The organism is Pantoea sp. V106_11, assembly GCF_029967885.1.
GTDB classification, from domain to species: domain Bacteria; phylum Pseudomonadota; class Gammaproteobacteria; order Enterobacterales; family Enterobacteriaceae; genus Pantoea; species Pantoea ananatis.
Window position 1 is genome coordinate 578225 of record NZ_JASCAK010000037.1, and the last position, 13659, is coordinate 591883.

The following is a 13659-nucleotide window of genomic DNA, read 5'->3' on the forward strand; positions in this document are numbered from 1 at the left end:
ATTACCCCAGTAAGTGGGCGGGCATCAGCTGTGTCAGGTTGCCGAGTTTAACATCGGCCAGTGCCCAACGAGCATCTTCCTGATGGACGGCAGCCGGCACGACGATGGCGCGCATCCGTGCCGCTTTGCTCGCCACCATTCCGTTAACGGAGTCTTCCAGCGCGACGCAGTTTAACGGATCGATGCCCAGCGCCTCCGCCGCATTAAGGTACACCTGAGGGTGCGGCTTGCTGTAAGGCAGGTTCTCCGCCGAAGACAGCACGTCAAACCAGGGCCGTAGGTTGAACATCTCCAGCACGGCTTCCAGCATAAACAGCGGCGAGGCCGAGACCAGGCCGGTTTTTAGCCCCTGCTGCTTACATAACCTCAGGGCCGATTCAACACCGGGCAGCAGAGGACGTTCTGTCGCAATCAGTTCCACCACGCGGGTAATAATGCGCTGGGTAATCTCCTGCTGCGACGGACCGGTCCAGGGCAGCGTTTCATACCACATGCGCACGGTTTGATCGATGCGTAGCCCGAGCGTATCGGGCAGCGTATGACGGCGCGTTAAATCAACGTCCAGGGTGGAAAAGATATCCATTTCGGCCCGATCCCAGAGCGGTTCCGAATCAATCAGTAATCCATCCATATCAAATAAAGCAGCGTAAACCGGGTGGTGGTAAGACATAAGGCGCTCCCCTGTAAATAATCCCGCTACCTTACCACGAACGCAGGCGGGGGGTTAACGAGAGCCTTGCCGGGCGCAGCCTGCTCTTTTTTTTGGGAAAATTCCCTAAGGGCAGGTTAGACTGAAGGCTAACAGGATTTTGGGTTCAGGAGATATCATGACCTATCAACAGGCTGGCCGTATTGCCATCCTTAAACGCGTTGTCGGCTGGATAGTTTTTTTACTGGCGTTGCTCTCCACGATCATCTCACTGCTGAGTTTTCTCTTTAAACACAGTGAAAAGAAACCCGGCATTGATGCCGTGATGCTCGATTTTATTCATGTCATGGTCGATATGATTCGTTTTAACACGCCGTTTCTGAACGTTTTCTGGCACAACTCGCCCGTGCCGGAGTTTAACGGCCAGATGAACCTGGGGTTCTGGCTAATCTATATTCTGATCTTCATCGGGCTGGCCCTGGAAGCGTCAGGTGCGCGTATGGGGAGGCAGGTTCGCCATGTCCGCGAAGGCATTGAAGACCAGATGATCCTCGAACAGGCGAAAGGCAGCGAAGGGCGCACGCGTCAGCAGGTGGAAGAGAAGGTGCGCATTCCTCGTCACACCATTTTTCTGCAGATTTTCCCGCTCTATATTTTGCCCATCGTGATTGTTATCGCCGGATATTTTCTGCTTTCGTTACTCGGTTTTCTCTAACCGGTCAGGCCGGTTTAGCCTGGCCGGCCGCCAGCGCGTCGTCGTCCAGTAACTGACCTACGGCAAACTGCGCGGCGCCCAGCCAGTTGCCGCCGAACACGTTGGCCCGGTTTAGCAGATAATAAAGCTGATAAACCGGCTGGCGCTGTGAGAAGCCATCCGGCAGCGGCCAGACCTGATTATAGCCGTCGAAGATTTCTCTGGGCAGATCGTTAAACCAGCTCAGCATCGCCAGATCACATTCTCTGTCGCCCCAGTAACAGGCCGGATCAAAAATCCATGGCCCGTTCTGGCTGGCTGCGCAGTTGGCGGGCCACAGATCGCCATGGAGCAGGGAAGGTTGCGGGTGATGGGAGGCCAGGGTGCGCTGCACACAGTCGACAATCAGCTCGGCATTGCCGTAGAGAATGCCTTTCTCGGCGGCAATTTGCAGCTGCCAGCCGATACGCTGCTCTGCAAAAAAGACTGACCAGCGCCGTAGCCAACTGTTTGGCTGAGGTGTGGTGGTCAGGTTGTTATCGAAATCAAGACCAAACTGCGGTTGTTCGCTCCACTGATGCAGATGTGCCAGCTGCTGGCCCAGCTGCAGTGCGCTGTGCGCATCGAGAGGCTGAGGCTTGATGTATTCCAGCAGCAGAAAGCTGTAGTCGCGATCGCTGCCCACCCCGTAAACCTCAGGGACGCGGACGGTCTGCGTTCGGCGCAGCAGGGCGAGTTGATCGGCTTCCCAACTGAACAGCGAAACCTTATCGCGGCTGTTGCATTTGACAAAGACATCCTGCTCACCATAGCGAATCAGCCAGGCGGGATGCACATCGCCACCGGGGAGCTCGTGGCGTTGGGTAATATCGGCGTCACCAAATTGCTCGCTTAACAGACGATTAATGGCTGACCACATCGGGTTATCCTCTTTATTCGCTGCCTGAATTCGATTGTAACGCGTTAGCACTGCGCAAAGTCTGCGCCTGCGCACAGACTACTCTGTTGAACGTGCTGCGTCGCGCAGAAAATCGTCAAGCGTGGTGAGCGTCACGTCGGGCGTTTGTCCCAGCGCGCTTTCGCCCGCGGCAATGACCTGCTGTTTCAAATCCTCCTGCGTAAGCGTAGTCACAATGCCGAAACTGTTGGTGCCAAGCTCATGCGGGTTTCCCTTGTCATCCATCAGCGTGGTAGAAAAGCCGCCGGAGGTCATCGCTCCGGTTAACGTCAGCACGTCACTGAGACCGGTTTCCCGGTAATGAAACGTGACGACATAGCGGTGTAAATCCCCGTTGCTCATTCTGCACCTCGGTATGCTCAAATAATACACAGCGTAGTACAGGGTGAAAAAACAGGCGAATAATGAAGGAGATGAGGCGTAAAATCAGATCAATCTGTGTGCAAATTTCGCTGATATTCCAGGCAAAATCCTGTGTAAATCTTGTAAATGAAAAGATGCCATTTGCCAAAAATGGCTCTATAATGCGCGCCGAAATCAGGTTAACGCCTAGTGAATACGCGGCGTTACGCTAAAGTATGCCGTTCTGAGCGAATTCATGTTTTTTTACAAAAGTTACCGTAAATTGCATTGATCGCATTGGGAAACCCTTCAGAATCTTCGTTTTTAAAACTGCTGCACGGATCACATTTAATGAAAGCCTTTAACAAGCTGTCTGCTGTTCTTTTGCTCTCTGCCGGAGCGTTTTGTCACCAGGCGCTGGCCGATAATGCTGTCTTTACCGCAATGGATGACCCTTCAACGGCGAAAAAGCCTTTTGAAGGTTCTGCTTCTGCGGGTTACCTGGCACAAACCGGTAACACCACCAGTTCATCATTGACCGCGCAAACCAATATGACCTGGTACACAGAATCAATGGCCTACAGCTTGTGGGGTAACGCCGCAAACACCTCTGCCAACGATGAGCGTTCTTCGGAAACCTACAACCTGGGTGCCCGTTCGCGTTACAACATGAGCGCCTACGACTACCTGTTTGGTCAGGCAAGTTGGTTGAGCGATCGTTATAACGGCTATGATTCTCGTGATGTGCTGACCGCCGGTTATGGTCGCCAGATTCTGAACGGCCCGGTGCATTCACTGCGTGCTGAATTCGGTCCGGGTGTGCGTTACGACGATTACCGCGACGGCGATCATAAAACGCAGGGACTGGCTTACGGCGCTGTGAGCTATCAGTGGCAACTTACCGACACCACTAAGTTCATTCAGGGTGTTTCCGTGCTGAGCTCGCTGGGAGAAGACACCACGGTGAACTCAGAAACGGGTTTACAGGTTGCTATTAACGATCACTTTGCCCTCAAGCTGGCCTACAACGTGACCTGGAACAACAACCCACCGGCTTCTGCACCAGACCGTACCGATACCCGAACTTCCGTCATGCTGACCTACGCGATGTAACAGGCGTCAGGATGTCTGAAAAAGCGCGGTCTGGCACAGTGCCTGGCCGCTTTTTTTTGATCTCTCTGAGGCTTAGCGAGAAATACATGGGTTTTGCTCGCGCCTGAAAACTGCTATTATCCGTCCCGCATTACACTCCTGGCGACATTCCGACAATGTGGGTCTGACATAACGCCAGGTCAATAACACTACTCAATTTTGTATGTAAGCTTTCGTGTGGCTTACCACTGCAACTAAGGACATTCTATGCCTGTAATTACGCTTCCTGATGGCAGTCAGCGCTCATACGACCGCCCTGTCAGCGTCATGGATATCGCGCTTGATATTGGTCCCGGTCTGGCAAAAGCCTGCATCGCCGGACGAGTTAACGGTGAACTGGTTGATGCGGTCGATCCCATCACCGACGACGCGTCTGTTGCCATTATCACTGCCAAAGACGAAGCGGGTCTGGAGATCATCCGCCACTCCTGCGCGCATCTGTTAGGCCATGCGATTAAGCAGCTGTGGCCAGATACCAAAATGGCGATCGGTCCGGTGATCGACAACGGCTTCTATTATGATGTCGATATCGATCGTACCCTGACCCAGGAAGACATTGAGCTGCTGGAAAAACGCATGCATCAGTTGGCCGAGACCAACTACGATGTCGTGAAGAAAAAAGTCAGCTGGCAGGAAGCGCGCGATGTCTTCGCGGCGCGAGGTGAAGTCTACAAGACCACCATCCTGGATGAAAACATCAGTCATGACGATCGCCCCGGGCTGTATCATCATGAAGAATATGTCGATATGTGCCGCGGTCCGCACGTACCGAACATGCGTTTCTGTCACCATTTTAAACTGCAGAAAATCTCCGGCGCATACTGGCGCGGCGACAGCGACAACAAAATGCTGCAGCGCATCTACGGTACAGCATGGGCAGATAAGAAACAGCTGGCGGCTTATTTACAGCGTCTGGAAGAGGCGGCGAAGCGCGACCACCGTAAAATTGGTAAGCAACTCGACCTCTATCATATGCAGGAAGAAGCGCCGGGCATGGTTTTCTGGCATAATGACGGCTGGACAATTTTCCGTGAGCTGGAAGTGTTCGTCCGCAGTAAGCTAAAAGAGTACCAGTATCAGGAAGTTAAAGGCCCGTTCATGATGGATCGGGTGCTGTGGGAAAAGACCGGCCACTGGGAAAACTACAAGGATGCGATGTTCACGACCTCTTCTGAGAACCGTGAGTACTGCATCAAACCGATGAACTGCCCAGGGCACGTCCAAATTTTTAACCAGGGGCTGAAATCGTATCGCGATTTGCCGCTGCGTATGGCTGAGTTCGGTAGCTGCCACCGTAATGAACCTTCAGGTGCTTTGCATGGCCTGATGCGTGTGCGGGGCTTTACCCAGGATGATGCGCATATTTTCTGTACGGAAGATCAGCTGCGTACCGAAGTGAACAGCTGTATCCGCATGGTTTATGACATGTACAGCACCTTTGGCTTTGAAAAGATTGTGGTGAAACTGTCCACCCGTCCTGAAAAGCGTATTGGTTCTGACGAAACCTGGGATCGTGCAGAAGAAGATCTGGCTGCGGCGCTCAATGAAAACAACATTGAGTTTGAGTACCAGCCGGGTGAGGGCGCGTTCTACGGCCCTAAAATTGAATTTACACTATACGATTGCCTTGACCGCGCCTGGCAGTGTGGAACGGTTCAGCTAGACTTTTCCCTGCCTAAGCGTCTGGATGCCACCTACGTGGGTGAAAACAACGATCGTCAGACGCCGGTAATGATTCACCGTGCGATTCTGGGTTCGATGGAGCGCTTCATCGGTATTTTGACCGAGGAGTTCGCCGGTTTCTTCCCAAGCTGGCTGGCGCCGATGCAGGCTGTGGTAATGAATATTACCGACGGTCAGGCAGAATATGTTGAGACTTTGACACGTAAATTGCAGAATGCTGGCATTCGTGTGAAAGCGGACTTGAGAAACGAGAAGATAGGCTTTAAAATCCGCGAGCACACATTACGTCGCGTCCCTTATATGTTGGTCTGTGGTGATAAAGAGGTGGAAGCTGGCAAAGTGGCCGTTCGCACCCGCCGTGGTAAAGACCTTGGGTCGATGGACGTCGATGTGTTTGTTGAGAAGCTGCAGCAAGAGATTCGCAGCCGCAATCTTCACCAATTGGAGGAATAAAGTATTAAAGGCGGAAAACGAGTACAACCTACGCGTCCGAATCGCATCAACAGTGAAATTCGCGCAACAGAAGTGCGCTTAACAGGCGTTGAAGGCGAGCAACTTGGTATTGTAAGTCTACGCGAAGCTCTGGAAAAAGCTGAGGAAGCGGGTGTAGATTTAGTTGAAATCAGCCCGAACGCCGAACCGCCGGTTTGCCGCATCATGGACTACGGCAAGTTCCTCTATGAAAAAAGTAAATCTTCTAAGGAACAGAAGAAGAAACAAAAAGTTATTCAGGTTAAGGAAATCAAATTCCGTCCTGGAACCGATGATGGCGACTATCAGGTCAAACTACGCAACCTGATTCGCTTTCTGGAAGAAGGCGATAAAGCCAAAATCACGCTGCGTTTCCGCGGTCGTGAGATGGCGCACCAGCAGATCGGTATGGAAGTGCTTAACCGCGTCCGTAAAGACCTGTGTGAAGATCTGGATTTGGCCATTGTCGAATCCTTCCCTTCGAAGATCGAAGGCCGCCAGATGATCATGGTGCTCGCTCCTAAGAAGAAACAGTAGGCATTCAAGTAGCAATGACCGCGCAGCGCTTGCGTTGTGCGGTTTGTTGTTCGCCTGTCTGGGTCATGTTATCAACAATGCGAAGTGGATATTTTTTAAAATGCCAAAGATTAAAACTGTACGTGGCGCGGCTAAGCGCTTCAAGAAGACCGCTTCTGGCGGCTTCAAGCGTAAACACGCAAACCTGCGTCATATTCTGACTAAGAAATCTACTAAGCGTAAACGTCACCTGCGTCCGAAAGGCATGGTGTCTAAAGGCGATCTGGGTCTGGTTATTGCCTGCCTGCCGTACGCATAAGTAAATTTTTTTAATTAATTCAGAATATTAAACAGGAGAGCTAAATGGCTCGTGTAAAACGTGGTGTAGTTGCTCGCGCACGTCACAAAAAAATCTTAAAACAAGCTAAAGGTTACTACGGTGCACGTTCACGTGTTTACCGCGTTGCCTTCCAGGCTGTTATCAAAGCTGGTCAGTATGCTTACCGCGACCGTCGTCAACGTAAGCGTCAGTTCCGTCAGCTGTGGATCGCGCGTATCAACGCAGCAGCGCGTCAGAACGGTATGTCTTACAGCCGTTTCATCAATGGTCTGAAAAAAGCAGCCATTGAAATTGACCGTAAAATCCTGGCCGACATCGCCGTATTCGACAAAGTGGCATTCACTGCACTGGTAGAAAAAGCGAAATCAGCGCTGGCGTAAGTCAGTTGAAAAAGGGAGCTTGCTCCCTTTTTTATTACCTGTAACCTGAGCAAAAGATTGACTTTTTCGCCGATGCGCATTTCAATAGTGCCGTTGGAAATCATGACAAGGTAACGCAAGCATGAATGCTGCTATTTTCCGTTTCTTTTTTTACTTTAGCGCCTGACAATCAGGGGCTTTTGCGCATAAGAAAAGAAACGAAAAATCGCGCTGAAAGCCTCCCACGTGGAGGCTTTTTTTGTTTTTGGCGCTGGCATATTGGACCGGCAGGTCCCAACAAGTACTAACCAGCCTGACTGGAAAAAGAGGAAAACATGTCCCAACTAGCAGAACTGGTGGCGAACGCCACGGCGGCCATCGACGGGGCGACCGATATCGCCGCCCTTGACGCGGTGCGCGTCGAATATCTGGGGAAGAAAGGGCATCTGACATTACAGATGACCACATTGCGTGAATTGCCAGCGGAAGCGCGTCCTGCGGCCGGTGCGGTGATTAACGAGGCTAAACAGCAGGTAACGGATCGTCTGAACGCGCGTAAAGAGGAGATGGAGTCTGCGGTCCTTAACGCCCGTCTGGCGGCAGAAACCATCGACGTTTCCCTGCCGGGACGCCGTATCGAAAACGGCGGCCTGCATCCGGTGACCCGCACCATCGATCGTATTGAAACGTTCTTTGGCGAGCTGGGCTTTGCGGTAGTGACCGGTCCGGAAATTGAAGACGATTATCATAACTTCGATGCGCTCAATATTCCGGGCCATCACCCGGCGCGTGCCGATCATGATACTTTCTGGTTTGATGCCACGCGCCTGCTGCGTACGCAAACCTCAGGCGTGCAAATTCGCACCATGAAGAACCAGCAGCCGCCTCTGCGCATTATTGCGCCGGGCCGCGTGTACCGTAACGATTACGATCAGACGCACACGCCGATGTTCCACCAGATGGAAGGGCTGATCGTTGATAAGAATATCAACTTCACCAACCTGAAAGGCACGCTGCACGATTTCCTGAACAACTTCTTTGAGGAAGATTTGCAGATCCGCTTCCGTCCTTCCTATTTCCCGTTTACCGAGCCGTCCGCTGAAGTGGATGTAATGGGTAAAAACGGCAAGTGGCTGGAAGTGCTGGGCTGCGGCATGGTGCACCCCAATGTTCTGCGCAATGTCGGTATCGATCCGGAAGTCTATTCAGGCTTCGCCTTTGGCATGGGCATGGAGCGCCTGACCATGCTGCGCTACGGCGTGACCGATTTACGCGCATTCTTCGAAAATGATTTACGTTTCCTCAAACAATTTAAGTAAGGGCAGGTTATCCAATGAAATTCAGTGAACTCTGGTTACGCGAATGGGTAAATCCAGCCCTTGACAGTGCGGCCTTATCTGAGCAAATCACCATGGCCGGCCTGGAAGTGGACGGCGTTGAGCCCGTTGCGGGCGCGTTTCACGGCGTCGTGGTCGGTGAGGTAGTGGAATGCGGTCAGCACCCTAATGCCGACAAACTGCGTGTGACCAAAATCAATACCGGCGGCGATCGGCTGCTGGACATCGTCTGCGGCGCACCAAACTGCCGTCAGGGCCTGAAAGTCGCAGTCGCCACCGTGGGTGCCGTGCTGCCGGGCGATTTTAAAATTAAAGCGGCTAAGCTGCGCGGCGAACCGTCCGAAGGCATGCTGTGCTCGTTCTCTGAGCTGGGGATTTCCGACGACCACAGCGGCATTATCGAACTGCCCGCCGATGCGCCGATTGGCACGGATATCCGTGACTACCTGCAGCTGGACGACAACACCATTGAAATCAGCGTCACGCCTAACCGCGCAGACTGCCTGGGCATTATCGGGATTGCCCGCGATGTGGCGGTGCTGAACAGCCTGCCGCTTAACGCGCCGGTCATTGAGCCGGTTGCGGCGACGATTGCTGATACGTTACCGATTAATGTCGAAGCCACCGCTGCCTGCCCACGCTATCTGGGCCGTGTCGTGAAAGGCATCAACGTCAGCGCAGCAACGCCGCTGTGGATGAAAGAGAAGCTGCGTCGCTGTGGTATTCGCTCTATCGATCCGGTCGTTGATATCACCAACTACGTGTTGCTCGAACTGGGCCAGCCAATGCACGCGTTCGATCTGGACCGCATTGACGGCGGTATCGTCGTGCGGATGGCGAAAGATGGTGAGGCGCTCACGCTACTGGATGGCACAGAGGTGAAGCTCAGCAGCGATACGCTGGTGATTGCCGATCATCAGAAAGCCCTGGCGATGGGCGGCATTTTTGGTGGTGAACATTCCGGTGTAAACGGCGAAACGCAAAATATTTTGCTGGAGTGTGCCTGGTTCGAACCGCTGGCGATTGCGGGCCGCGCACGCCGTCATGGTTTGCACACCGATGCATCACATCGCTACGAGCGCGGTGTGGATTCTGCACTGCAACACAAGGCGATGGAACGCGCGACTCAGCTGCTGCTGAGCATCTGCGGCGGTGAAGCGGGCCCGGTTATCGATCAGACGTCGGCGGACGCCTTGCCGCAACCGGCCACGATCACGCTGCGTCGTGAAAAGCTGGATCGGCTGATTGGTCATGTTGTCAGCGATGAGCAGGTCACGGATATTCTGACGCGCCTGGGTTGTCAGGTCAGCGTAACCCCTGGGGAATGGCAGGCAGTCGCCCCCGCCTGGCGCTTCGATATGGCTATCGAAGAGGATCTGGTAGAAGAGATTGCCCGCATTTATGGTTACAACAATATCCCGGATGTGCCAGTTCAGGCCGGTCTGGTCATGACAAAGCACCGTGAAGCTAACCTGTCGCTGAAGCGTGCAAAAATGCTGTTAGTGGATAAAGGCTACCAGGAAGCCATCACCTACAGCTTCGTGGACCCGAAAGTACAGCAGTTGCTGCATCCGGGTGAAGAGGCGCTGCTGCTGCCCAGCCCGATCTCCAGCGACATGTCCACCATGCGTTTGTCACTGTGGACTGGCTTACTCAGCGCGGTGGTCTATAACCAGAACCGTCAGCAGAGCCGCGTGCGTCTGTTTGAGAGCGGTCTGCGATTTGTTCCTGATACTCAGGCGGATCTCGGTATTCGTCAGGATCTAATGCTGGCAGGCGTGCTGAGTGGCAACCGCTATGAAGAACACTGGGATCTGGCGCGTCAGACCGTTGACTTCTATGATTTGAAAGGTGATTTAGAGTCATTGCTGGATTTAACCGGCAAGTTGAATGCGATTAGCTTTCGTGCAGAGGCGAATCCAGCGCTCCATCCTGGACAAAGTGCGGCAATTTATTTACAGGATGAACGAATCGGATTTATCGGAGTGGTTCATCCCGAGCTTGAACGTAAGCTGGATCTCAACGGTCGTACCTTAGTCTTTGAACTGCTTTGGAATAAGGTCGCAGACCGCGTCCTGCCTGATGCGCAAGAGGTTTCACGCTTCCCGGCAAACCGCCGTGATATCGCCGTTGTTGTGGCCGAAAATGTGCCGGCAGCAGATATCATCGCAGAGTGTAAGAAAGTTGGCGTAAATCAGGTAGTTGGCGTAAACTTGTTTGACGTGTACCGAGGTAAGGGTGTTTCCGAGGGCTATAAGAGCCTCGCAATCAGCCTGATTTTGCAGGATACCAGCCGGACACTCGAAGAAGAGGAGATTGCCGCGACGGTTGCCAAATGCGTTGCGGCATTAAAAGAGCGATTCCAGGCAACCTTGAGGGATTGAACCTATGGCGCTTACAAAAGCTGAGATGTCAGAATACCTGTTTGAGAAACTCGGGCTGAGCAAACGTGACGCAAAAGAGTTGGTGGAGTTGTTTTTCGAAGAGGTTCGCCGCGCGTTGGAAAATGGAGAACAGGTTAAACTGTCGGGGTTTGGTAATTTTGACCTGCGTGACAAAAACCAACGTCCGGGCAGAAACCCAAAAACGGGAGAAGATATTCCCATTACTGCGCGTCGCGTAGTGACCTTCCGTCCAGGGCAGAAGCTTAAAAGTCGCGTTGAAAACGCCACACCAAAAGACAGTGACTGATCCCAGTGTTTCAAAAAGGCCGCGCAAGCGGCCTTTTTCATTTCTTTTTTTCGCAATCCTTTTACAATCAATCCTCTGTCATTCTGGCTAATTCTGCTTATGTCCCAGCTTGAACAACTTGCTCTGCACAGCGATCGCCGCAGTAAAGCCTGGCTTTTGGGTCTCGGCAGCCTGCTTCTGGTGTTATTTATCCTCAGCCTGTGCGCGGGTGAGCGCTGGATAAGCCCCACACAATGGTTCAGCGACAGCGGCAGGCTTTTTGTCGGCCAGCTTCGCCTGCCGCGCAGCCTTGCGGTTATCCTGGTGGGGAGCGCGCTGGCTCTGAGCGGCGTTGTCATGCAGGCGTTGTTTACCAACCCACTGGCCGAACCCGGGCTGCTTGGCGTTTCCAACGGGGCCGGCATTGGCCTGGTCGCGGGCGTTCTGTTGAGCAGCGGTTCGCTATGGAGCCTCAGCTTTTCGGCAATGGCCGGTGCGCTGGTCGTTACCCTGATTCTGTTGCATTTTGCCCGGCGTCATTTATCCGTCACGCGTTTGCTGCTCACTGGCGTTGCGCTGGGGATTATTTGCAGCGCGATCATGACGTGGGCCGTCTATTTCAGCAGCAGCCTCGATCTGCGCCAACTCATGTACTGGATGATGGGCGGCTTCAGCGGTATCGACTGGCGCTATGGCTGGATGATGCTGGCGCTGCTGCCGGTTATCCTGGCGCTCACCACAGCGAGCAGGGTGCTTAACTTACTGGCGCTGGGGGAAACGTCAGCCCGCCAGCTTGGGTTGTCACTGTTTTACTGGCGTAATCTGCTGGTGTTGGCCACGGGATGGCTGGTTGGCGTCAGCGTGGCGCTTGCCGGCGCAATTGGCTTTGTGGGCCTGGTGATTCCGCACCTGCTGCGGCTGGTGGGTCTGAATGACCACCGTGCGCTGCTGCCGGCTTCGGCGCTGGCGGGAGCCAGCGTATTGCTTGGCGCGGATATTATTGCCCGCCTGGCGCTGGCCTCCGCTGAGTTACCCATCGGCGTGGTCACGGCAACGCTCGGCGCACCGCTGTTTATCATCTTGTTAGTCAAATCGTCGCGTCAGCTTTAGCTGACATACATGCATTAACCACAGGAACTCCGTATGAGCATTTATCAAACTGAACTGGTTACACTGGATGGTGAGAAAACGGCGCTGTCCTCCTGGCAGGGACAGGTGCTGCTGGTGGTCAACGTGGCCTCTAAATGCGGCTTAACCCCACAATATGAAGCGCTGGAAAATATTCATAAAGCCTGGCATGAGCAGGGCTTCAGCGTGCTGGGTTTCCCCTGCAACCAGTTTCTGGAGCAGGAGCCAGGCAGTAGCGAAGAAATCAAAACGTTTTGCAGCACGACCTACGGTGTGACGTTTCCGATGTTCGAAAAGTGTGAGGTCAATGGTGAGCATCGTCATCCGCTTTATGCACAGCTGGTCGCGGCGAAACCCGAGGCCGTGCGTCCTGAAGAGAGTGGTTTTTATGAGCGCATGGTCAGCAAAGGACGGGCTCCCAAAGCGCCGGGCGATATTCTGTGGAACTTCGAAAAATTCCTGATAGGGCGTGATGGCAGCGTTATTCAGCGTTTCTCACCGGACATGTCGCCAGAAGATCCCATTATTCTGGAAACGATCAAACAGGCGCTGGCAAAGTAAGTGTTGCTTAGCCTGGAAAATGCAGCCGTCCCCGGACGGCTGCAACCGGTGAGCGGCACGATGCAGGCCGGGCAACGGGTGCATCTGGTGGGGCCGAATGGCGCAGGGAAGAGCACACTGCTGTCAGCCCTGGCGGGATTGGAACCCTTTACCGGCCGCGCCACGCTACTGAATACCGCCCTCGCCAGTTGGACAGGCCCGGCGCTGGCCAGCGTGCGCAGCTGGCTGCCTCAGCAACAGCTTCCTCCGGGGCAGATGCCGGTTTACCACTATCTGCGGCTGCATCTTTCGTCTTCCACCTCGCCAGATGAAGCCCGGCTCGCCACGATACTGTCGCGGTTGCAGTTGGATGATAAATTAGCCTGGCCATTGACCCAGCTCTCCGGTGGTGAGTGGCAGCGGGTGCGGCTTGGCGCGGTAATGATGCAAATCGATCCGCAGATCAACGCCAGAGGGCAATTACTGATCCTGGATGAGCCTATGACGGCGCTGGATGTTGCTCAACAAAAAGCGGTGGACGATCTGATTAGTGAACTCTGTGCCGCAGGAGTTTGCGTTGTCGCCAGCAGTCACGATCTTAACCATAGCTTATGGTATGCCAATCAGGTCTGGCTGTTACATCAGGGCCAGGTGGTGTTGCAGGGCGAGCCTGCGGATGTCCTTCGGCCAGAACAGCTTTCGCCCCTGTACGGCATTCCGTTTCGTCAGCTCATCTTAGAAGGACGGCCTCTGCTGACCGTTTTGCCCTGAGACTTGCCACCTGGCGCGCTTTGCCGCTACATTAATCTGGTTACTCTTT

Annotated in this window: 16 protein-coding genes and 1 other annotated feature; of the genes, 13 read left to right on the top strand and 3 right to left on the bottom strand. The window is 53.7% G+C overall.

Annotated elements, in window-relative coordinates; genetic code table 11:
• Position 1: 1 nt before the first annotated feature.
• Complete coding sequence (hxpB, locus tag QLG08_RS21510; protein ID WP_282473171.1) at positions 2–670, bottom strand: hexitol phosphatase HxpB; 669 nt, start codon at positions 668–670, stop codon at positions 2–4.
• A gap of 157 nt (positions 671–827) precedes the next feature.
• Here hxpB and QLG08_RS21515 point away from each other — a divergent pair, with 157 nt between their 5' ends.
• Complete coding sequence (locus QLG08_RS21515) at positions 828–1364, top strand: YniB family protein (protein WP_014593590.1); 537 nt, start codon at positions 828–830, stop codon at positions 1362–1364.
• 4 nt (positions 1365–1368) lie between these two features.
• On the opposite strand, the gene QLG08_RS21520 is transcribed toward QLG08_RS21515, so the two are convergent.
• Both QLG08_RS21520 and ghoS read right to left on the bottom strand, forming a co-directional pair.
• Positions 1369–2262, bottom strand: a complete 894-nt coding sequence (locus QLG08_RS21520) for a fructosamine kinase family protein (protein ID WP_282473172.1) — start codon at positions 2260–2262, stop codon at positions 1369–1371.
• A 78-nt stretch (positions 2263–2340) separates the two neighbouring features.
• Positions 2341–2643 (bottom strand): type V toxin-antitoxin system endoribonuclease antitoxin GhoS, encoded by a 303-nt coding sequence (gene ghoS, locus QLG08_RS21525; RefSeq protein ID WP_028715073.1) that lies wholly within the window; start codon positions 2641–2643, stop codon positions 2341–2343.
• 351 nt (positions 2644–2994) lie between these two features.
• Between ghoS and QLG08_RS21530 the strand changes: the two genes are divergently transcribed.
• From QLG08_RS21530 to btuD, 12 genes are all read left to right on the top strand, one after another.
• A complete protein-coding gene (locus tag QLG08_RS21530; protein WP_014605966.1) occupies positions 2995–3756 on the top strand; it encodes a DUF481 domain-containing protein in 762 nt (253 codons plus the stop codon).
• Between the two features lie 246 nt (positions 3757–4002).
• Complete coding sequence (gene thrS / locus QLG08_RS21535; RefSeq protein ID WP_014593593.1) at positions 4003–5931, top strand: threonine--tRNA ligase; 1929 nt, start codon at positions 4003–4005, stop codon at positions 5929–5931.
• 3 nt (positions 5932–5934) lie between these two features.
• Entirely contained in the window at positions 5935–6486 is a 552-nt protein-coding gene (infC, locus tag QLG08_RS21540) for a translation initiation factor IF-3 (protein WP_026020952.1), read from the top strand.
• A 100-nt stretch (positions 6487–6586) separates the two neighbouring features.
• Positions 6587–6784, top strand: coding sequence for a 50S ribosomal protein L35 (gene rpmI / locus QLG08_RS21545; protein ID WP_004157374.1), 198 nt, complete (start codon positions 6587–6589; stop codon positions 6782–6784).
• Between the two features lie 44 nt (positions 6785–6828).
• Complete coding sequence (rplT, locus tag QLG08_RS21550; protein WP_006118956.1) at positions 6829–7185, top strand: 50S ribosomal protein L20; 357 nt, start codon at positions 6829–6831, stop codon at positions 7183–7185.
• A gap of 116 nt (positions 7186–7301) precedes the next feature.
• Positions 7302–7427 (top strand) — a sequence feature (Phe leader region).
• Complete coding sequence (pheM, locus tag QLG08_RS21555; protein WP_106120997.1) at positions 7307–7351, top strand: pheST operon leader peptide PheM; 45 nt, start codon at positions 7307–7309, stop codon at positions 7349–7351. (Overlaps the previous feature by 45 nt.)
• Positions 7428–7499: 72 nt before the next feature.
• Positions 7500–8483, top strand: a complete 984-nt coding sequence (pheS, locus tag QLG08_RS21560) for a phenylalanine--tRNA ligase subunit alpha (RefSeq protein ID WP_013025578.1) — start codon at positions 7500–7502, stop codon at positions 8481–8483.
• A 14-nt stretch (positions 8484–8497) separates the two neighbouring features.
• Positions 8498–10885, top strand: a complete 2388-nt coding sequence (gene pheT, locus QLG08_RS21565; protein WP_014593594.1) for a phenylalanine--tRNA ligase subunit beta — start codon at positions 8498–8500, stop codon at positions 10883–10885.
• Between the two features lie 4 nt (positions 10886–10889).
• Positions 10890–11192, top strand: coding sequence for an integration host factor subunit alpha (gene ihfA, locus QLG08_RS21570; RefSeq protein WP_006118960.1), 303 nt, complete (start codon positions 10890–10892; stop codon positions 11190–11192).
• Between the two features lie 99 nt (positions 11193–11291).
• The gene (gene btuC, locus QLG08_RS21575; protein ID WP_013025581.1) at positions 11292–12281 is read left to right on the top strand and encodes a vitamin B12 ABC transporter permease BtuC; all 990 of its coding nucleotides are present in this window, start codon (positions 11292–11294) and stop codon (positions 12279–12281) included.
• 33 nt (positions 12282–12314) lie between these two features.
• Entirely contained in the window at positions 12315–12860 is a 546-nt protein-coding gene (locus QLG08_RS21580; protein ID WP_013025582.1) for a glutathione peroxidase, read from the top strand.
• A complete protein-coding gene (gene btuD, locus QLG08_RS21585) occupies positions 12861–13610 on the top strand; it encodes a vitamin B12 ABC transporter ATP-binding protein BtuD (RefSeq protein WP_019105319.1) in 750 nt (249 codons plus the stop codon).
• Positions 13611–13659: the final 49 nt, after the last annotated feature.

Bases quoted from the DNA above. Each gene is read 5' to 3' on its own strand.
- QLG08_RS21530 (WP_014605966.1), top strand. From the start codon at position 2,995: ATGAAAGCCTTTAACAAGCTGTCTGCTGTTCTTTTGCTCTCTGCCGGA.
- QLG08_RS21515 (WP_014593590.1), top strand. From the start codon at position 828: ATGACCTATCAACAGGCTGGCCGTATTGCCATCCTTAAACGCGTTGTC.
- ghoS (WP_028715073.1), bottom strand. From the start codon at position 2,643: ATGAGCAACGGGGATTTACACCGCTATGTCGTCACGTTTCATTACCGG.
- rpmI (WP_004157374.1), top strand. From the start codon at position 6,587: ATGCCAAAGATTAAAACTGTACGTGGCGCGGCTAAGCGCTTCAAGAAG.
- QLG08_RS21580 (WP_013025582.1), top strand. From the start codon at position 12,315: ATGAGCATTTATCAAACTGAACTGGTTACACTGGATGGTGAGAAAACG.
- pheS (WP_013025578.1), top strand. From the start codon at position 7,500: ATGTCCCAACTAGCAGAACTGGTGGCGAACGCCACGGCGGCCATCGAC.
- QLG08_RS21520 (WP_282473172.1), bottom strand. From the start codon at position 2,262: ATGTGGTCAGCCATTAATCGTCTGTTAAGCGAGCAATTTGGTGACGCC.
- btuC (WP_013025581.1), top strand. From the start codon at position 11,292: ATGTCCCAGCTTGAACAACTTGCTCTGCACAGCGATCGCCGCAGTAAA.
- hxpB (WP_282473171.1), bottom strand. From the start codon at position 670: ATGTCTTACCACCACCCGGTTTACGCTGCTTTATTTGATATGGATGGA.
- rplT (WP_006118956.1), top strand. From the start codon at position 6,829: ATGGCTCGTGTAAAACGTGGTGTAGTTGCTCGCGCACGTCACAAAAAA.
- thrS (WP_014593593.1), top strand. From the start codon at position 4,003: ATGCCTGTAATTACGCTTCCTGATGGCAGTCAGCGCTCATACGACCGC.
- ihfA (WP_006118960.1), top strand. From the start codon at position 10,890: ATGGCGCTTACAAAAGCTGAGATGTCAGAATACCTGTTTGAGAAACTC.
- pheT (WP_014593594.1), top strand. From the start codon at position 8,498: ATGAAATTCAGTGAACTCTGGTTACGCGAATGGGTAAATCCAGCCCTT.